This is a genomic window from Exiguobacterium sp. s26 (genome assembly GCF_018618235.1).
Taxonomy (GTDB): domain Bacteria; phylum Bacillota; class Bacilli; order Exiguobacteriales; family Exiguobacteriaceae; genus Exiguobacterium; species Exiguobacterium chiriqhucha.
Genome location: NZ_JACSLS010000005.1, coordinates 100,515 through 120,142, shown reverse-complemented (window position 1 = coordinate 120,142; position 19,628 = coordinate 100,515). Strand labels below are relative to the sequence as shown.

20 protein-coding genes are annotated in these 19,628 nt (G+C 52.6%); 9 read left to right on the top strand and 11 right to left on the bottom strand.

Annotated features, from left to right (window positions below; translation table 11 throughout):
* Positions 1-3: 3 nt before the first annotated feature.
* On the bottom strand, positions 4-1,011 hold the full coding sequence (locus KNP82_RS09745) for a S66 family peptidase (protein WP_214827727.1): 1,008 nt from the start codon (positions 1,009-1,011) through the stop codon (positions 4-6).
* Between the two features lie 63 nt (positions 1,012-1,074).
* On the bottom strand, positions 1,075-1,401 hold the full coding sequence (locus KNP82_RS09740; protein ID WP_021068061.1) for a winged helix-turn-helix transcriptional regulator: 327 nt from the start codon (positions 1,399-1,401) through the stop codon (positions 1,075-1,077).
* A gap of 106 nt (positions 1,402-1,507) precedes the next feature.
* Between KNP82_RS09740 and KNP82_RS09735 the strand changes: the two genes are divergently transcribed.
* Positions 1,508-2,308, top strand: a complete 801-nt coding sequence (locus KNP82_RS09735; RefSeq protein ID WP_029596298.1) for a VOC family protein — start codon at positions 1,508-1,510, stop codon at positions 2,306-2,308.
* 13 nt (positions 2,309-2,321) lie between these two features.
* Here the strand turns inward: KNP82_RS09735 and KNP82_RS09730 are convergent, their stop codons facing one another.
* Both KNP82_RS09730 and KNP82_RS09725 read right to left on the bottom strand, forming a co-directional pair.
* Complete coding sequence (locus KNP82_RS09730; RefSeq protein WP_021068063.1) at positions 2,322-3,314, bottom strand: 5'-3' exonuclease; 993 nt, start codon at positions 3,312-3,314, stop codon at positions 2,322-2,324.
* 192 nt (positions 3,315-3,506) lie between these two features.
* Entirely contained in the window at positions 3,507-4,829 is a 1,323-nt protein-coding gene (locus KNP82_RS09725; protein ID WP_035385700.1) for a hemolysin family protein, read from the bottom strand.
* A 192-nt stretch (positions 4,830-5,021) separates the two neighbouring features.
* On the opposite strand from KNP82_RS09725, the gene KNP82_RS09720 reads away from it, so the two are divergent.
* A complete protein-coding gene (locus KNP82_RS09720; protein WP_029596296.1) occupies positions 5,022-5,819 on the top strand; it encodes a glucose 1-dehydrogenase in 798 nt (265 codons plus the stop codon).
* A 42-nt stretch (positions 5,820-5,861) separates the two neighbouring features.
* Here the strand turns inward: KNP82_RS09720 and KNP82_RS09715 are convergent, their stop codons facing one another.
* Positions 5,862-7,817 (bottom strand): HAMP domain-containing sensor histidine kinase, encoded by a 1,956-nt coding sequence (locus tag KNP82_RS09715; protein ID WP_029596295.1) that lies wholly within the window; start codon positions 7,815-7,817, stop codon positions 5,862-5,864.
* A gap of 191 nt (positions 7,818-8,008) precedes the next feature.
* On the opposite strand from KNP82_RS09715, the gene KNP82_RS09710 reads away from it, so the two are divergent.
* Both KNP82_RS09710 and KNP82_RS09705 read left to right on the top strand, forming a co-directional pair.
* Positions 8,009-8,329, top strand: a complete 321-nt coding sequence (locus tag KNP82_RS09710; protein WP_021068067.1) for a PadR family transcriptional regulator — start codon at positions 8,009-8,011, stop codon at positions 8,327-8,329.
* Positions 8,326-9,351: a DUF4097 family beta strand repeat-containing protein gene (locus tag KNP82_RS09705; protein WP_029596294.1), complete on the top strand. Its 1,026-nt coding sequence runs from the start codon at positions 8,326-8,328 to the stop codon at positions 9,349-9,351. The genes KNP82_RS09710 and KNP82_RS09705 overlap by 4 nt, the downstream gene beginning before the upstream one ends.
* Before the next feature lie 48 nt (positions 9,352-9,399).
* Here the strand turns inward: KNP82_RS09705 and KNP82_RS09700 are convergent, their stop codons facing one another.
* The 4 genes from KNP82_RS09700 to KNP82_RS09685 all read right to left on the bottom strand — a co-directional run bounded on the left by KNP82_RS09700 (position 9,400) and on the right by KNP82_RS09685 (position 13,763).
* On the bottom strand, positions 9,400-10,095 hold the full coding sequence (locus tag KNP82_RS09700; RefSeq protein WP_021068069.1) for a LutC/YkgG family protein: 696 nt from the start codon (positions 10,093-10,095) through the stop codon (positions 9,400-9,402).
* Positions 10,092-11,495 (bottom strand): LutB/LldF family L-lactate oxidation iron-sulfur protein, encoded by a 1,404-nt coding sequence (locus KNP82_RS09695; RefSeq protein WP_029596293.1) that lies wholly within the window; start codon positions 11,493-11,495, stop codon positions 10,092-10,094. Before KNP82_RS09695 ends, KNP82_RS09700 begins: the two co-directional genes overlap by 4 nt.
* Positions 11,496-11,497: 2 nt before the next feature.
* Positions 11,498-12,235: a (Fe-S)-binding protein gene (locus KNP82_RS09690; protein WP_029596292.1), complete on the bottom strand. Its 738-nt coding sequence runs from the start codon at positions 12,233-12,235 to the stop codon at positions 11,498-11,500.
* Positions 12,236-12,473: 238 nt separating this feature from the next.
* Complete coding sequence (locus KNP82_RS09685) at positions 12,474-13,763, bottom strand: NCS2 family permease (protein ID WP_214827724.1); 1,290 nt, start codon at positions 13,761-13,763, stop codon at positions 12,474-12,476.
* Positions 13,764-13,999: 236 nt separating this feature from the next.
* Between KNP82_RS09685 and KNP82_RS09680 the strand changes: the two genes are divergently transcribed.
* From KNP82_RS09680 to KNP82_RS09660, 5 genes are all read left to right on the top strand, one after another.
* On the top strand, positions 14,000-14,233 hold the full coding sequence (locus KNP82_RS09680) for a hypothetical protein (RefSeq protein WP_029596290.1): 234 nt from the start codon (positions 14,000-14,002) through the stop codon (positions 14,231-14,233).
* An 11-nt stretch (positions 14,234-14,244) separates the two neighbouring features.
* Positions 14,245-15,204, top strand: coding sequence for a LacI family DNA-binding transcriptional regulator (locus KNP82_RS09675; protein WP_029596289.1), 960 nt, complete (start codon positions 14,245-14,247; stop codon positions 15,202-15,204).
* Between the two features lie 67 nt (positions 15,205-15,271).
* Positions 15,272-15,553, top strand: a complete 282-nt coding sequence (locus KNP82_RS09670; RefSeq protein WP_029596288.1) for a HesB/YadR/YfhF family protein — start codon at positions 15,272-15,274, stop codon at positions 15,551-15,553.
* Between the two features lie 94 nt (positions 15,554-15,647).
* Positions 15,648-15,785 carry a hypothetical protein gene (locus KNP82_RS09665; protein ID WP_021068076.1) on the top strand — a complete coding sequence of 46 codons (138 nt, stop codon included), beginning with the start codon at positions 15,648-15,650 and terminating at the stop codon, positions 15,783-15,785.
* A 96-nt stretch (positions 15,786-15,881) separates the two neighbouring features.
* Positions 15,882-16,811, top strand: coding sequence for a manganese-dependent inorganic pyrophosphatase (locus tag KNP82_RS09660; RefSeq protein WP_029596287.1), 930 nt, complete (start codon positions 15,882-15,884; stop codon positions 16,809-16,811).
* Positions 16,812-16,883: 72 nt separating this feature from the next.
* On the opposite strand, the gene KNP82_RS09655 is transcribed toward KNP82_RS09660, so the two are convergent.
* Both KNP82_RS09655 and KNP82_RS09650 read right to left on the bottom strand, forming a co-directional pair.
* Positions 16,884-18,008: a DUF418 domain-containing protein gene (locus KNP82_RS09655; protein ID WP_131471638.1), complete on the bottom strand. Its 1,125-nt coding sequence runs from the start codon at positions 18,006-18,008 to the stop codon at positions 16,884-16,886.
* Positions 18,009-18,029: 21 nt separating this feature from the next.
* Entirely contained in the window at positions 18,030-19,583 is a 1,554-nt protein-coding gene (locus KNP82_RS09650; RefSeq protein ID WP_021068083.1) for an ABC-F family ATP-binding cassette domain-containing protein, read from the bottom strand.
* Positions 19,584-19,628 lie beyond the last annotated feature (45 nt).

The window sequence follows — 19,628 nt, the reverse complement described above, 5'->3', positions numbered from 1 at the left end:
GCGTCAGCCCTTGAACGTTTGAATGAGTGTCCCTTTGCCGTCCTCGACTTGAATCGAGGCGTGGGCACCGTTGATGAGTGTCATTTGCGGCGGGACGTGCCCGCAGTCGATATCGTAAATGACAGGGACGTCGAGCAAGTACTGCAGTTCCGCATACACGTCTTCTGCCGTGTAGCCTTGGACGGGCTGTTGGGCCGCGCTACGCCCGAACAGAATGCCAGACGTATGATTGAACCAACCGGCCCACTTCATTTGAAGCAGGGTCCGTTTGAGTGCCGGGACATCGAGCTCGGCGTTTTCGAAATACCAAAGGATCGGCTCCCCGTTCAAATGGGTCTGTTGGAACGTGGCGACGTCGCCGTACGGTGTACCAATCGTATGCATCAGGACATCGATACAGCCGCCGAGCAGTCGTCCGGTCGCTTCTGTCCCGCCGAGTGATTTCCACTCCGTCGGTTCGGTCAAATGATAGACGTGCGGGCTTGGGTTCTCATGCTGCCACTCTTTTTGGAACTGTTCCGAGGCGAGCTGGATGACCGTCTCGCCTTCTTTTGCTGATACGACGTCGAGCCAACGCGAGCTTGTCGCGTCCCATTCTTCGCCGCGTAGGTCGACAAGGTTCGTCCCGTGGGCCGAAGCGATACCGGTCTTGAGCGTGTACACGAATAGGAATAAGCTGACGTCAGAATAGCCGAGCATCCATTTCGGTGGGAGCGCGTCCCAGTCGATAGCGTCTAGCAACTCAATCAAGAGGACGCCGCCCCATGGCGGGATAATCAAATCGATTGCATCATTGTGGAACAACCGGGTCAATTCATCGGCGCGGACTTCTGCTGGTGCCGATTTTGCTTTGTCTTGCGTCCAGACCGATGGCTCGAATTGGAGCGTGAACCCATGGCGGGAGAATGTCGCCTCGGCCTCATGGAGCAGTCCATGTAATTCAGCGGGAACGCCAGACGAAGGGGCCGTCACACCGAAGTGATGTCCGGTCAATTGTGGATAACGAATCATGTGAGCCTCCTGTGGATAAGTGATAGATGGGAATGCGGGAACGAGTTATCCACATGTGGACAATTATTTTTGACGCATACGTTCTGCGTGTTGGATGCCCCAAGCGTTCATCGTCTCGAGCACCGGAATCAACGTCTTCCCATACTCGCTCAAGCGATAGTCCACACGAGGCGGAACTTCGGGATAGACGGTTCGGATGATGATGTCTTGCTCCTCTAAATCGCGAAGCTGTGCCGTCAAAATCTTTTGGCTGATATTTGGGAGCGAGCGTTTCAATTCGCTGAACCGTAACGTGTCCCCATTAATGAGCGCGAGTAAAATCGACGGTTTCCATTTCCCCGTGATCAGCTCGAGCGCGGTATCGACTTCGCAACTTGAAATCAATGGCATCAGTCTCACTCCTCTCTATAGTATCCTTGAGGTAACTATACCACCTTTTTGTGCCGTCTTCTGTCGATTCTACTTAGCGGGTATACTGAGAAAGAGGTGATCAAGGATGAACTTAACAAACATTAAACTCGGCGCCGTCACATTGCGCGTCAGCGATTTAGAAACGATGAAAACATATTATGAGCGCGTCATCGGAATGGATGTACTCGAGACGTCAGAACATCGCGTCACGCTCGGAACGAAGGAAATGGCGCTCGTCGTCTTACATGAAGTGAGCGGCGTGCGTCCAAATCCACGAACAGCTGGCTTGTTCCATATGGCGATCCTATTGCCAAACCGCGTCGAACTCGGACGGATCCTTCGTCATTTGATTGAACAACGGATTGAAGTCGGACAAGGCGACCATTTGGTCAGTGAGGCGTTCTATTTGAGCGACCCGGAAGGTAACGGCATCGAGCTCTACGCCGATCGTCCTCGCGAGCAGTGGGAATATGAAGCGAACGGTCATGTGAAGATGTCGACGGACCCAGTTGAATATGAATCGATGCTCGAGGCGGCGGCCGACCGTCCGTTCACGGGTCTTCCGAACGGGACGACGATGGGGCATGTCCACTTCAAAGTACGTTCCCTAGAAGCGGCAAAATTATTCTATCAAAATCGTCTCGGTTTCAAGGTGACGACCGATTCGTATCCGGGCGCCTTATTTTTAGCGGCCGACGGGTATCATCACCACATTGGCGCGAACGTCTGGGCCCGACCAAGCCAGCCGATGGGACAAGAGGCCGGTCTGGAGGCGTGGACGCTCTTAGTCGATACGGCCACGAATCGCGAACTCGGCGGGACGACATCGGAATGGTCGCTCACCGATGACGACGGCATCACGGTCAATATAAAAAGCGTGGACTAATGTCCGCGCTTTTTTAGCGTGCTGAAATTTTCTTTTGACTTGAATCAAACGAGAGGCGAATGCCGCGCTTTTGATACGCTTGTTCGACACGTTTTGAATTGATACTGAGCTCAAGATGAGCGAGTTTCAAGTGTTCAAGTTCTGGCACCGTGACATCGAGACGGACGAGCTCCATGTTGCGCTCGGCCTTTTTACGTGTGCGTCTCAAGTTACGGGGCACTTCTTCTGACGTCAGTGCCGCGATCGTTTCATTGATCAATTGTCGTTTGTCGCCTTTGACGCTGAGCGCCGTATAGAGCTTATCGAGCGAACCGAAGCGTTTGATTAACTGGACCGATTGACTTTCATCTAATCCGGCCACAGGTGGAATCCCGTCTGAACGGTCTCCTGTCAATGCTTTGACTGCTGAGAGCTGTTTTGGCTTCAATCCCTCGTACAATGCCGCAATCTCCTCAGGGCGAATCTCGAGATGTCGCTTGAGCGGGAGCGGGCGATTGTCTTTGATGTCGCAACGAGCCTGCATTTGTTGCAGCTCTTGCGTTTGAAGCCAGACGGTGATGCGTGGGCTCACGAGCTGAAGCAAGTCCTTGTCTTTCGTCATAATGACGACAGGGGCGCTACAGCTGAACTTCCGAGCGATATGAGCAATCAAATCTTCACCTTCATAGCCTTCGACTTGATATTGCGGAATGCCGCTCTCTTCAAGCAATTGGCGCATGAGTTCCATTTGTGCTTTCAACTCGGGTGGTGTCTGGCGGCGACGGCGTTTATAGCCTGGATAAAGCTCGCGGCGCCATAATGTTTCACGTGAGACGTCCCACACGACGACGAAATGAGTCGGACGATGTCTGCGTAGAATCGTCCGGATGAGGCCGGTCATACCGATGACGGCACTCCGATCGTTTTTAGATACCTCGCGTCCTTTTTTCGTTCGGCTCGCGGCGGCACCATAGTAGGCACTGGCCAGCATGGAGTTTCCGTCAATTAAAAATAGTTTACGTTCCATGCGTAACCTTCTTTCTGTAGTTGTTGGACCGAACATTGATGAACTGTTCGGTGATGTTGTGTCAATGAGTGACACGCACTCAAATTAGCAACATATGTGCAGTATATCACGACAAGACATGAAAATATAGCGACAGTTCGACCGCTCCACGAAAAGCCCTCCCCGAAAAATCGGGGAGGGCAGTCCATTGAGTCAGTCGAGTTCAGGTTGAATCTCGTCTTTATGGGCTAAAATCAAATCGACGAAAACGACGCGGTGATTGTCGATTTCACGGACGATCAGTTCATGTTCGCCCGGTAAGACGAACCGTTCACCGGTGCGGGCATTCGCTTTTTGCGATAAGACGAAACCGCCGATTGTATCGACGTCATCCTCGATTTCGATGCCGAACCGTTCTTCAATCTCTTGCGTCAAGACGAGACCGGACAAGCGGTAATGACCGGGTGTGACCTCGGTGATTTCAGCCTGTTCGTCACGGTCGAACTCGTCACGAATCTCTCCGACGATTTCTTCGAGGATGTCCTCGATCGTGAGGAGACCGGCCGTGCCGCCGTACTCATCGATGACGAGACACATCATCGTCCGCGCGTTCTGCATTTTCACCATCGCTTCTTGGAGCGGTGTGAATTCCGTCACGAGCGGCAGCTGATGAATGAACGTCTCGAACGGGGCATCGCTTTTGACGAGTTGAGCGGTGAATAATTGTTTGGCATTGATGAAGCCAAGCACGTCATCGCGGTCGCCATCACGCGTGACCGGATAACGGGTGTATTGATGTTCTTGGACGGTAGCGATAATCGTCTCAATCGAGTCTTCTTCGTCGATGGTCACCATGTTCATTCGTGGGACCATCGCGTCCTTGGCGATCCGTTCGTCGAAGGAGAAGATGTTTTGAACGTAGGCGAGCTCATTCTCGTTAATTTCTCCGCTGCGGAAGCTCTCGGTCATGATGATCTTAAGTTCTTCTTCCGAGTGCGCCGTTTCTTGCGCGGTCGTCTGCACGCCGAACAAGCGCAACGTCAACCGGGCCGTCCCGTTCAACACATGGATAAACGGATACAGTAATTTCGTGAAGAAATAGAGCGGTCGGGCGACGAGTAACGTCAAGCGTTCGGCTTCATGCACAGCAAGCGTTTTCGGGACGAGTTCCCCGATGACGACGTGTAAGAAGGCAATCAGCAAGAAGGCAATCAAGAAAGATAGGATGGTCGCGAGCGACGATGAGACGTTCAAGCGGTCGACGAGCGGTTGAATCATCCCTTCGATTTGGTCCGCGCCAATCCAGCCTAGCCCGAGGGCAGCGAGTGTGATGCCGAACTGTGAGGCCGATAGCGAGTCATCGAGATTCTCAATCACTTTCTTGGCGACAGCGGCCCGTCGGTTCCCCTCGAGCACGAGTTGGTCGAGTCGGGCCCCACGCACTTTGACGATGGAGAATTCGGCTGCCACGAAAAAGGCGGTCATAAAAATGAGCAAGGCGACGATCAATAAGCTGAGTAACATGGGACTGTCCAAAAATTCCCCCAAAAATCGGGGAGTCACCTCCATTAACGTTAAGTCGTATGTCGTTCAGGAGAATCCCTGAAAACGAATAGTTTGTTTCAGTATAGTGGATTTACCAAAAATATTCAAAAAACAGGCGGAAAGGTTTCGACAAGAGGGGAATGAGGGAACTACAAATCGAGAAGAGACGAAGGAGGAATTGATATGGCTAACTATCCAGAACTAAAAGGAAAAGTCGCGGTCATCACCGGGAGTTCGAAAGGACTCGGGCGCGCCATCGCGGAACGATATGCGAAGGAAGGGGTTCATGTCGTCTTGAATTATCGTAGCAGCGAGGACGAGATGAACAAAGTCATTGAAGGCATCGAGGCTGCTGGCGGGAAAGCGGTCGCGGTCAAAGGGGACGTCGCCGAAGAGGGTCTCGCCGAGAAGATGATTGAAACGGCCGTATCGGAGTTCGGGAAGATGGACATTTTCGTCAACAATGCCGGCGTACAGGTCGAGGCGAAGACGCACGAGATGGAGCTCGATAACTGGAAGAAAATCATCGACACGAATTTGACGGGAACGTTCCTCGGTGTACGTGCCGCCCTCAAATACTTTGTCGACCATGAGATTCAAGGGAACATCATCAACATGTCATCGGTGCACGAAGTGATTCCACGTCCAGGCTATACGCATTATGCGGCGAGTAAAGGTGGCGTGAAGATGTTCACGAAATCGGTCGCCCTCGAGTACGCACCGAACAAAATTCGTGTCAATGGCATCGCACCAGGCGCCATCGACACACCAATCAATGAAGAGACAATGCAAGACCCTGAAGAGAAGAAAGGGCTCGAGGCGCTCATCCCGACTCATGAGATTGGTCGTCCGGAACAGATTGCGGCCGTTGCGGCATGGCTTGCTTCAGACGAGTCATCATACGTCACCGGCGCGACGATTTTCGCGGACGGAGGCTTGTCGCTCTATCCATCATTCGGTCCTGAAAATAAAGTGCAATGATAAAAGGGAGGCTCCGCGTCAAGCGGCGTCTCCCTTTGTCTATTAACTGCTTAGTTGATCTTCCGCCGCGTATTTCGGCAAGATGATGGTGAATGTCGAGCCGTGGCCGACGCTCGAATCGACGCGAATCGTTCCGCCGTGTCCTTCGGCAATTTCTTTACAGATGGCCAGGCCGAGGCCCGTGCCACCGATTTTACGACTGGCCGAGTTGTCGACGCGATAAAACTTGTCGAAGAGTTTCGGCAGCGCCGACGTCGGAATGCCGATGCCGGTGTCTTGAATCGAAATTTCGATGACATCGGACTTGTCATTCGTGACACAGACGGCGACTTTTCCGCCTTCTGGTGAATATTTGATCGCGTTGTGGAGCAAGTTCGTGAACAGTTGACTCAAGCGATCCCGATCACCGTATACATATAGATTCGTATCACATTCGAGGTCGAGCTGATGATGTTCACTCGCACCTTGATGGATGGCGATCGTTTCTTTTAAAATCGTATGCAAGCTCTCGGGTCGGCTATGGTACGTCTGTTTTCCGGACTCCATCCGTTGCACATCGAGCAAGTTGGAAATCAAGTCTTCGAGACGGAGCGTCTCTTGGTGAATCATCCCTAAATATTGATCGATGCGCTCCGCGGGCATCGTCCGATAGCGAAGCAGCTCGGTGAAACCGATGATGCTCGTGAGCGGTGTGCGCAGTTCGTGCGACACGGTCGACACGAGCTCCGTTTTCAAACGGTCGACCTCGGTCTCTTGTGTCACGTCCCGGAAGACGAGCATCGTGCCGTGACGGGTGCCGCGCAAGTGGATTTTCTCCGCATACATCTGAATGAAGCGTTCTTCTTGATTCATCGAGAACGTCACACTTTCTTCCATGCTCTCGCCATCAAACGCGCGGCGCATGAATGAGAAGAACGAGTCTTTTTGATCGACTTGGAAACCAAGTTCTTCTAAATCGGCATCCAAACGATACAAGTCCATCTCGTTCCGTTTCGTGGCGGCTTGATTGAACATGATGAAGAGGGCCTGGTTGGCGAACTTCTCATGTGTCGTATGCTCGACATAAATGACCGCATCACGAATCGAGTGCAGGAGGCGCGCCGTTTTCTCGCGTTCTTCCTCGACTTGGTTGCGTTGTGTCGCGAGCGAAGAGGCCATTTGACGGAATGAGTTCGTCAATTGTCCGACCTCGTTTCGTGAAGATACGGCCGCTGGAATCGGAATGATGCGTTCATCCGCCAATCGTTCACTGTTGACGATCAACTCTTGAAGTTGACCGGTTAATCGTTTCACGTAAGGACGAGCAGCGATAAAGAGGACGAGCAACACGGCGAGGAGGGAGAGGAGCCAGAGCACTTGCGCCCACTTTGTATGAGTGGCGAGTTGTTCTCGCAACTGATTCTCTTCTTCATTCAACGAGTTGCGGTATTCGGTGAACACCGTCTCCATATCGACGATGCTCGCACTCATGTCAGCTGCACTTTTTGAGTTGATTTTAAATTTGCGGTCGGCAGGCGGTTCCGCTTGCGGTGTCACTTTACCGAGCGTCGGCATTTTCAAAAACGGTTCGGTGACCGTCCCTTCGCGTTTGGCGATGACATATCGCTCTAGGCTCGGCATGACGCGTTGTTGATAAGCCGAGAATAGCGTCCGTGCGTCGCTGGCATACGTCTTCTCTTTTTCAGTGACCGCGTTCGTCTCGAACCATGCGGTCTGAATCTCAATTAAGTCTTGTTTTTCTTTCACGCGGGCGAGCATCGCCTCGTCGCCGAGGATGACATAGCCACGCATTTCATATTGCATCGACTGCCACGTCTCGAATAGTTCGGTCGCGTTCGTGCGACGTTCACTAATGTTCTCGAGCGATGACGTCGTCTGTTCGATTCGGTTTTCCGTATACATGTACACGGCGAGTGAGGTCAGGAGGATCAGTCCGATGAATAAATAGAAGACGAATAAAAACTGTCTTCCGATCCGCTGGTCAATCCATGCTTTCATAAAGACCGTTCCTTCCTGGAACTGCGTACATTCCTGCTGTGACAAATATCCTACGAGTGTCGTTCCTTCATTGTACAGATTTAAACCAGTTGTTTCCACCAATCAAGAAATAAGCGGAAATTTAACTATTATCTATTGAATAATAGTGAATGATGAGCTATTGTTTAATATATAGTAGAGGAGGCGAGGAAATGAATCCTCAGTTCAAGAAAGGCGTACTCAATTTGTGTGTGCTCGCGCTCGTCGAGACGCATGACCGCTACGGATACGAGCTCGTGCAAGCCATCTCGGCAAAAGTCGCCATCTCGGAAGGGGCCGTCTATCCGCTCCTGCGGCGACTCACCTCGGACGGGTATTTCACAACGTACTTAAAGGAGTCGGCAGAAGGACCACCGCGAAAGTACTACACGATCACAGAGCAGGGGAAAGCTCACTTGGCAGAACTACGTGCGGAATGGGAAGCGTTCACGACCGGTGTCAACGAATTGATTGAAGGGGGAACGGACAAATGACAGAAGAACAGTATTTATTGGAACTCGAACGGTTACTGATGGGCATGAGCGTCATCGAGCGGGTCGATATTTTACGGGATGTGTCGGAATACTTTGCGAGCGGACGGGTTGACGGGAAGACAGATGCGGCGATGATTGAAGAACTCGGGGCGCCAAGCGCGCTCGCGAGCGAGTTGCTCGAATCAAACGAGCTCTCGTCTGAGGTGCGCAAAGAACCGGCCGTTGTCAAAAGCCAGAACGTGGCGTTTCGCAACGTCTCGATTAACGTCCTGCAAGCGCACGTCCAAGTCGTGCCGTCTCATGACGGCTTTGCCTACGCCACGCTCGAGACGGAACGAGACCACGGGGTGACGATGGAGATTGTCGGGGACACCCTGGAGATTCGAATCGAATCAGAGCGCCGGTTTGGTCTGTCGAACTTGTTCGCCTGGGCGGTGACCAAGGCACCGGTGTTACACGTCGAGTTACCACGCCATGCATATGAGCAAGTCGTCTTGAAAAATCGTCTCGGCTCCTGTGACGTGCGCAATCTCGAGGCCGCATCGGTCGAAGTTGAGAGTGAGAACGGGAGCATCACGGCCCATACTGTTAGCGCCAAGCGAGGCTCGTTCCGCTCTTCGAACGGGAAAGTCAGTCTCACGTCGATGATAGGGCAGGACCTTGACGCGCAATCGTCGAACGGACGCGTGGAAGTGCTTGGCTCGACTGTGGATCGTCTCGAGGTTCAGTCGTCGAACGGCCGTCTCGATATCCATGACGTGACAGGGGCAGTCGAGGCGAAGACATCGAACGGACGCATCGACTGTGTCATAGATGTGCTCGAGCATCCGGTCCGTCTGAAAACGAACAACGGACGCATCGATGTGCGTCTGAAGCGAGATCCGCGTGACGCCGTCATCCGGGCCAAGACGAGAAACGGCAAAGTCGAACTGTTCGGCGACCGGGCGAACGAGCGGACGTTCGGGGACGGGACGGTCGAACTCAAACTGACGAGCTCGAACGGGAGCATCACCGTCGAATAAGCATGAAAAAGACTCGCGCGTGAGCTATTCACGCGCGAGTCTTTTTGTTTACAGATCGTGGACAAGCAAGTAGGCGACACGGACCGGTCCGTGCACCCCAACAATCAAATTCATCTCGATATCGGCCGAGTTCGATGGACCTGAGATGAAGTTGACCCCGTTCGGCGAGTTGAGCTCACCGGAGCGGTCGAGGTCGGCTAGTTGTTTGGCCGCCTGCGTCATCCGCGGGACGAGCACCGATTTCGGGATGATGGCGATATGGTCGCGCGGCAATAGGCTGATTGTACGTGACTTGCCGGGTGCTGCGTATTGAACGATGGTTGCACTCTCGGCGAGGGCCTGGTCGGCAATCGTGATGCCGATATCGGCTTTTATGGCGAGGGAACGGCTGTCTTCCGGTCGCTCCACATCCCACCAGTCAAACGATTCGCTCGTGTTTGGGGCCCACGCCTGAATCCGGTCGTCATGTTCAGCGATGATGGCTTTCCCTTCATACCGATCAATTAACAGACGGAGCGTATCATCGAGGTTGGCCGACTCGCATTCGACGACGTCGGTGTGGATGCGTGTCGCGACCATCCGGAATGTCTCGAGCAGTTCCTCGTCGGACGCATCTTTCAACACCTCGTCTTGCGGTCGATGCTTATACACTCGTTTCGGCGGCGTCAAATCGACGTCACGTCCGAGTTGCCCTGCGATTCGTTTTAGAAAATCCTCGCGATTGGTGATCGTGCCTGGATTCATTCTGCATTCCCCCGTTTCTTGAACCAATCCCGCACCGTCTGCTTGGCCGGTTGCGGTAAGTCTTTCGAATCCGTCCACGCCGGCAAGCCTTTGTCGATTTGTCCCGCTTTCGTGAACGGGGACGATGCGAACGGCGCGATGTGTTCGGCCGCTTCAAATAAGAACGGACTCGAGGACGTGACGGCGAAGCCTTTCATGGCGATGCGCTCGACGAACGGTGATTGTTTCTTCTCTTCGACGATGACCCGGCGATGCTCAATCAACAGCTCGTGAAGCGGGATTTTGACCGGACAGGCTTCCGTACAGGCACCGCATAGGCTCGAGGCGTATGGCAACTCTTTATAATTCTCGTATCCGTCGAGGAGCGGGGCGAGCACGGCACCGATCGGGCCCGGATAAATCGAGCCGTAGGCGTGACCACCAATATGGCGGTAGACTGGGCAGACATTGATACAGGCCGCACAGCGGATGCATTGGAGCACAGACTGGAACTGTGTGCCGAGGATGCCAGAGCGTTTGTTGTCGACGATGACGAGATGGAACTCCTCTGGTCCATCGACTTCGCCGTGACCGCGCGTGCCAGCGAACGTCGTGATGTACGAGGTGAGTCGTTGACCGACGGCGCTCCGACATAGCATATTGACGAGCACCTCGAACTCTTCATACGATGGCACGATCCGTTCCATGCCCATGACCGAGATGACCGTGTCCGGAAGCGACGTCACCATTCGACCGTTCCCTTCGTTCGTCACGAGCCCGACGGCACCGCTCTCGGCGATGGCGAAGTTACAGCCCGTGATGCCGACTTCTGCTTTCAAAAAGTCTTTCCGCAACTCACGGCGAGCATAACGCCCGAGCTCGGTCGGGTCGTTCGATCCTTCATAGCCGTGGGCCGTGAACGTCTCGTGGACGGCGTTTCGGTCTTTGTGCAAGGCCGGGGCGACGATGTGCGACGGTGGATCGTTGTCGAGCTGCAGGATCCATTCCCCGAGATCGGACTCGACGACCGTGCATCCTTCCTCATGGAGCGCCTCATTCAACCCGATTTCTTCTGTCACCATCGATTTCGATTTGACGACGTGCTTGGCATTCTTGGCGCGAACGACTTCCCGGATGTAACGGTTGGCTTCTTCCGGCGTCTCGGCGAAAAAGACGTTGCCGCCCCGTTTGGAGATATTCTCGCTCAATTGATACAAGTAATAGTCAAGATGTTCGAGCACATGTTGGCGAATCTCTTCCGAATGGTCCCGAAACGCTTCCCAATCCCCAAGCTCACCTGCCGCGTTCAGCCTTCCGTCACGTAATCGGTTCTGGGCCGAACTGACAGCTTGGCGCATGAATGGATTATCAATCCCGTCTTTGCGTCGATCTTGAAACTTCTCATCTAACCGAATCCCCATGCTCATGCTTGTTTCACCCCTTCGTTCAACACTTCCGCGATATGCATCACTTTGATTGGATGACCTTGTTTATGCAGGCGTCCCCCGATATTCATCAAACACGAGGCGTCCGCCCCGATGAGCACCTCGGCCCCCGAGTTCAAGATCGATTCAACTTTCTCATCGACCATCTGCACCGAGACGTCTGGCATCTTGACGGAGAATGTCCCCCCGAAGCCGCAACAGTTGTGGACATTGTCGAGCGGGAGCATCGTCAAGCCGTCGACATTTTTGAGCAACTGCCCCGGTGCCGCCTCGATGCCGAGCAGGCGCGTCATGTGGCATGAGGCGTGGTACGTCGCCTTGGCGGAGAACTTGGCCCCGACGTCCGTCACTTCGAGCACGTCGACGATGAACTGCGTCAACTCGAACGTCTTCGCCGCATGGGCCTCGGCCCGCATCTTCCAGGCAAGGTCATCTTTGAACAAGTGTGGATAGTCGCGCATCATCATGACACATGAACCGGACGGGCCGACGATATAATCGGCATCGGCCTTCTCGAACGTCTCAATCATATGCTTCGCAATCTTCTTTGTTTCTTCATGGTAGCCGCTGTTATAGGCGGGCTGTCCGCAACACGTTTGCTCAAACGGGAAACTGACGTCACAACCTAGATGTTCTAATAGTTCGACCGTCGCTTGTCCTACCGATGGGAACAACGTATCAGAGAGACAAGTGACGAACAGTGCCACTTTAGGCATGTCCATTCCTTCTTTCCTGTTCATAGTTTTATTCGTAAACGGTTTCACAGTTATTATTCCATAACAAACAGCCACAAAACAGAAAAATGGGACGAATCTCTCAAATAAATGTAAAATCCTACCTAATTGAGAACTAAATGATAATGAATCAAGATTCAGGATGGAACTGATATACGACAGTGTTCCCGTGCTGAATAACAGAAAAACCCTCGTCGGTCGACGAGGGCACGAATCTAACTTATAAGAAGAACATTTCCAAAATGAACAGTGCGCCGAACAAGTAGATGAGCGGGTGGACCGTCTCTTTGTTCATCGCTTTAAAGATTGGATACAGGATGAACCCGAAGGCGATCCCGCGTTCGATACTGCCCGAGAGCGGCATGATGAGAATCGTCATGAACGCCGGGAAGTATTCGCTGAAATCGGTCCAGTCGATATAGCGGACGTTCGTCAACATGAGCGCACCGACGATGATGAGCGCCGGCGCCGTGATGGCGGCGACACCAGAGATGGCACCGATGAGCGGGCTGAAGAAAAGGGTGAGTCCGAACAAACCGGCTACGACCGCTGTCGTGAGACCGGTCCGTCCGCCTTGGGCGACACCGGCAGCTGATTCAATGTAAGCCGTCGACGGGCTCGTCCCGACGAGCGAGCCACCCATTGTCGCGAGCGAGTCGGCGAACAAAGCGCGGTGACCGTTCTCAATCGTCCCATCCTCTTTCAACAGGTTGGCCTGTTTTCCGACACCGACGAGTGTTCCCGTCGTATCGAATAACGTGACGAGGAAGAATGACAAGACGGCACCGAACAAGCCGTATTGGATGACGTCTGAGAACGCCGTGAGCGGATTGACCATCAGTCCTTCCGGCAATGTCGGCATCGCCGTCACGCCTTCAATCTTCAAGAGACCCATGAAATAGGCGGCGATTCCGGTAAGTACCATCCCGATGAGGAGCGAGCCTGGGACGTTCCGAGAGAACAAGAGCGCCGAGACAATCAAGCCACCGAGGACGAGCAAGACACTCGGCGATGACAAGTCCCCGAGCCGGACAAGGTTCGCCTCATCCGCAACGATGAGACCTGACAACTTCAATCCGAGCGAGGCAATGAACAAACCGATACCGGTCGTGATGGCATGCTTGAGCGACGCTGGAATCGCTTGAATCAGTTTCGTCCGAATCGGTGACAGCGACAAAATCAAGAAGAAGACCGACGAGACGAACACGACGCCGAGCGCGGCTGACGGAGCAATCTGTTGCTGGGCGACGAGTGTATACGCGAAGAATGCGTTCAGTCCCATCCCTGGTGCAACGGCGATTGGGAGGTTGGCGTAGAACGCCATGAGGCCGGTACCAATCAAGATGGCGATGATGGTCGCCGTGAACGCTTGTGCGAACGGGATGCCGGCATCTGACAGAATCGCAGGGTTGACGACGGAGATGTATGCCATCGTCACGAACGTTGTGATGCCGGCCATCACTTCTTTTTTAACGTTCGTCCCATATTGTTTCAATTGAAAAAAGTTCATGAATAAAACTCCCTATCATTAGTAATTTCCGAACAATAATGTTCGTCAATCTTCGAATTAACGTTATCAACTTGATGACTATACAAAATGAGCTGGCTGTCGTCAATGATTTTGAGTGAAAATACCTAAAATATTCTCATGTAAGCGCTGAATGTTCGGAAATAGACAAAATAAAAATAGTACTTGCTCTGAAACGCGTTTCAGACTGTACGGTTAAGTCAAAGGAGGGAAAGCTCATGAATCCGACAACGTGGAAGACATGGTGTAGTGGGATCGTCTACGAACTCGTCATCAATCAGTTGTATACGCCGCTCGGAAGAATGTTGTGCGCCCGTTTCCAAGACGAGTTTCTTCATCTCTCCGTCGAAGAACGGTTTCGTCTCGTCCAAGCCATCCGGAAACAAGTGATTGCGAAAGGTGACAGTCAGGAGTCAGAGTGGGTACACTATATGCAAAGACTGACAGATTGAGGTGAAGCGGAATGGCGAACATCCGAGATATCGCGAAATATGCGGACGTATCCGTGACGACGGTATCGCGCGTGCTCAATGAGCATCCGTACGTGTCGAAAGAGAAGCGGGAACGGGTGCGACGGGCGATGGCCGAACTTGGCTATTTACGGAATCAGCAGGCGCTGACGTTATCGACCGGTCGCACGCAGCGTTTCGTCGTCGTGTTGCCGTATTTGGATCATCCGTATTATGGACTGTTCGTCAACGGGCTCGCGAAAGCTGCCCTCCAAAGAGATTATCGACTCGTCATGTGGCAGACAGAATATCAACTCGACCAAGAGCGGCAAGCGCTTGATTTATTGAAGCACCGTGAAGTCGATGGGGCGATTCTGTTATCCCATACGATGTCATTCGATGAGATGGAAACGTATAGACAGTTTGGTCCGATTGCGGTCGCGACCGTCGGAGCGCCGCAGACGATTTCTTCGGTCCACGTCGATCATTACACCGCGTTCGTCGCCGGTTTGCGCGTGTTGGCGCAAGCGGGATATGCCGAAATCGGCATCGTGTTGTCAAGACAAGACAGTCCAAGCTCGATCGCGCGTCAGCAAGCGTACTTCGATGAAGTCGAACTTGCGCGTGAGCGGTGGGTCTGGACCGGTTACTTGACGAGCGAGGACGGAATCGGACTGGCCGATGCGTTTCTGCGTCAACAAGAGCGTCCTCGAGCGCTCTTTTTCTCGTCGGATTATGTGGCGCTCGGTTTTTTAGGGGAATTACGCCGTCGCGGTGTCAGCATCCCCGATGAAGTCGCCATCCTGGGCTTCGATGGTCATCCGATCGGTCAGGCATTCGGTCTGTCGACGATGCACTCGCCAAATGAAGACATCGGCCGGACGCTGTTCGACGTGACGTTTGATGAAATGAACGGTGCAGCTTCGGTCACAAACAGTTTAACGGTCACGTATTTGCCGGGGACGACACTCTAGGCAACTTCCTCGCTCGTCTTTTCTGAAACGATTAGAATGGAGACAGAAGTCGAGAGGAGGATGACAGATGAAGATTAACGTGACAGAAGAAGCACTCCAATTTTTTAAAGATGAAATGGAAGTCGAGGCAGGCCAGACGGTGCGCCTCTTCGCCAAATATGGGGGTTCGACCGATTTGACGCACGGCTTCTCAGTGGGCGTCATCACAGAAGACATCGACAACGCTGTAGTCGAAACGGAAGAGGACGGGATTCGCTTCGTCGTGGCTGAACAGGATGAATGGTTGTTCCAAGGACAAGACGTCAACGTCGAGATTCGTGGCGACGAGGTCGTATTCGTTCAAGCGTGACATCACAGTTTGTTAACAGAAAGAATACATCCGTTTGAAGCCATCCAGCTCGGGGAACAGTCTACGACATGACAAAACCGAAAGGATGAGACAGATGTCAGAACAAGATAAAAAGCGTGAACAAGAAGAACAAGAGAAGTTGAAACGAGACCAACCGGATATTTCGCACGAAGAAGATTCAAAAGGGGATCATTCGGACCTCGAAGAGACGGACGAAGACGAACAAGCGTAAAGAGCCCCTAGTGGCTCTTTTTGTTTGGGAATTGAAAGAATGAGTATAGACGTTATAATGGATAAGGGAAAACTATCATAGTGAGGAGAATGTATGATGAGTACAGTACTAGTCTTTGGACATAAAAATCCAGATGCGGATACGATTTGCTCGGCGCTCGCTTACGCGGAGCTCAAGAAAAAGTTAGGGATGGACGCCGAGGCGATCCGCCTCGGTGAAGTGAACGGGGAGACGCAATATGCGCTCGACCACTTCCGCGTCAAGGCACCACGCCTCGTGGAACGCGTCTCAGACGAAGTGAACTCGGTCATCTTGGTCGACCATAACGAGTTCCAACAAAGTGCGGAAGACATCGCAGACGTGCGCATCCTTGAAGTCGTCGATCACCACCGTATCGCCAACTTCCAAACAGCAGATGCCCTCTACTATCGGGCGGAGCCGGTCGGATGCACGGCGACGATTTTGCTCAAACTCTATAAAGAGCACGGTGTCGAAATCGCGCCTGACATGGCAGGATTGATGCTATCGGCGATCATCTCGGACTCGCTCTTGTTCAAGTCACCGACATGCACGGACGAGGATATCAAAGCGGCAAAAGAACTCGCAGCTATCTCAGGTACAGACATCGAGACATACGGTCTTGAGATGTTGAAAGCTGGAGCCGACCTTAGCCAAAAGACAATCCCAGAACTCATCTCGCTCGACGCGAAAGAGTTTGCGATGGGTGACTACCGCATTGAGATTGCTCAAGTGAACACGGTCGACGCGAACGATGTATTGAGCCGTAAAGCTGAAGTCGAAGCGGCAATGGCCGTGAAGATGTTAGACAAAGAACTCGATTTGTTTGTCTTCGCCATCACGAACATTTTGACGAACGATTCAGAAGCACTCGTTGTCGGTAAGAAGACGGATCTATTCGAGCAGGCGTTCAACGTCAAATTGGTCGATGGTCTTGCGACACTCCCTGGTGTTGTCTCACGTAAAAAGCAAATCGTACCGGTGCTCACAGCAGCGGCGACGAACTAAGAAACGAGAAAGGCTCGAATAAGAAACGAGAAAGGCTCGAAGCAGGTCAATCTGCTTCGAGCCTTTTTGCGGTTAAGATGCTTGTTTTTGTCGTCCATACGTTCCGATTCGCCATAATTTCTCGAACGGACCGTATCGATGTGATTTGAGCCACCACATCGAGAAGAACGCTTGGGCAATCAAAATTGCGATACTTAAGAACAATCCTTCCGTCAACGACAGGCGACCGTAGTAGCCGAGGGCGATAACGGGCAGGACGACGACGAGCGTGTGCGTCAAATAGTTCGTCAGCGCCATACGGCCGAGCGCCTGCAGCGGACGGAATGCGCGCCCGTTACGGACGGCGATCGTAAAGAGACAGACGTACGTCGTCGCGAGCAGTTTCCCAGAGACGAGGATAGCCGCAGAGTTCGTCGCCGAATACTCGGCACCGCTACCGTAGTGATGCCAAATAATAACTGCGAAGAACGGTAGGGCCGCTATCGTGCAGATGATGGCCGTCCGGGTCAATCCTCGGATGCTCCACGTGAGGAGTTTCCGTTCGCGTCCAATATACAGGCCGAACAAGAACAGGCTTAGAATTTCAACCCCAACAAAAAATGAGTTTTGGAACATGTCAAAAATCTCTTCGTCTAAGCGATAGTCGAACCATGGGCCGAATCCAGAATTAAAGATTGCCGGGAAAGGATCACCACTAAACCTAAATCCGAGCGACAATTCTAAGTACATGGATGAGACATAGAAGAGTAAAAAGCTCCCAATCAACAAACTCCATGCCCATGTCAAAATCGCCCGGTTGCTTAATCCATAAAACAGTGGGAGCAACAAGCCCCACATCGCGTACGTATGTAAGATGTCACCCGACCAAATGGCCAGGTGAACGAGTCCGAATAGAAACAAAATCGCGATACGGCGGATATAACGGGCGACCGAGTCCCCGCGCGCATACGAGCGCTCGAGAAAAATCGAGAAGCCGATTCCGAACAGGAGCGAGAAAATCGTGTAAAACTTCGTCTGGACGAACAAATCGAACAGCGTCCGAACGAGTAAATCGCTCCCCGCATAGTCGGCGCGACCGGAAATCCAGTCGCTTCCGAGCATTGTGGGGATATTGACGAGGAAGATGCCGCACAGGGCAAAACCTCGAATGATGTCATACAGAACGATGCGTTCATTAACTTGAATCGGGCCAGCCATACGCCACTTCCTCTACACGGATTAGAATACTTTTGTCGTCCACGATTCGCAGTTCCAGACGTCGGTGACGATGTCTTGATAGAACTCTGGTTCGTGACTGATGAGTAGGATACTGCCTTTATATTCTTTCAACGCACGTTTCAACTCTTCCTTCGCGTCGACATCCAAGTGGTTCGTCGGCTCATCGAGGAGGAGCAAGTTCGATTCGTTGTTTTGGAGCTTACAGAGACGGACCTTCGCTTTCTCTCCACCACTGAGGACCGCGATTTTACTCTCGATATGCTTCGTCATGAGACCGCATTTCGCGAGCATGGCGCGGACTTGTTGCTGGTTGAGGGACGGGAACTCGCTCCAAATCTCTTCGATACACGTGTTGTTGCTGACGGCCGCTTCTTGTTCGAAGTACCCGATCTCCAAGAACTCACCGCGTTCGACGGTTCCTTCAAGCGGGTTGATCATGCCAAGAAGACTCTTCAACAACGTCGTTTTCCCGATCCCGTTCGCACCGACGAGGGCGATCTTCTGACCGCGCTCCATTTGGAGGTCGAGCGGGCGTGAGAGCGGCTCGTCATAACCGATGACGAGATTTTTGGCGTCAAAGATGAGACGACCTGACGTGCGTGCCTGCAAGAACCGGAATTCTGGTTTCGGACGTTCCGCACTCAATTCGATGACGTCCATCTTATCGAGTTTCTTCTGGCGTGACATCGCCATGTTCCGCGTCGAGACGCGTGCCTTGTTGCGGGCGACGAAGTCTTTCAAGTCGGCGATTTCAGCCTGCTGGCGTTTATAAGCCGATTCAAGCTGCGAGCGTTTCATCTCGTACACTTCCATGAACTTGTCGTAGTCCCCGACATAGCGTGACAAGTCTTGGTTCTCCATATGGTAGACCAAGTTGATGACGCTGTTTAAGAACGGGATATCGTGCGAAATCAAGATGAAGGCGTTGTCGTAGTTCTGGAGATAACGCTTCAACCACTCGATGTGGGCCTCGTCCAAATAGTTGGTCGGCTCATCGAGGAGGAGGATGTCCGGCTTCTCGAGAAGCAATTTCGCGAGCAATACTTTTGTCCGCTGACCACCTGAGAGGTCCGTGACGTCACGGTCGAGTCCGACATCTAAAATACCGAGACCGCGAGCGACTTCTTCGACTTTCGCGTCGATGATATAAAAGTCGTTCGAATCGAGCATTTCCTGCAGTTCGCCGACTTCAGCGAGCATGTCGTCCATCTGTTCTGGCGTCGCATCGCCCATTTCCATATAGAGCTCACCGATTCGTGTTTCGGTGTCAATCAAGTATTGGAACGCGCTCTTCAACACGTCCCGAATCGTCATCCCACGCTCGAGGACAGCGTGCTGGTCGAGGTAACCGACGCGGACATTTTTCGCCCATTCAATTTTCCCTTCGTCCGGTTGGAGTTTGCGCGTGATGATGTTCATGAACGTTGATTTTCCTTCACCGTTCGCTCCGATGAGGCCGATGTGTTCGCCTTTCAATAGACGGAAAGACACGTCATTCAAAATGGCGCGGTCACCGAAACCGTGGCTCAAGTTTTGTACTGTTAATATACTCATATTTCTTATTCGTTCCCTTCAAAGTTGACTATCCGATATTGTAGC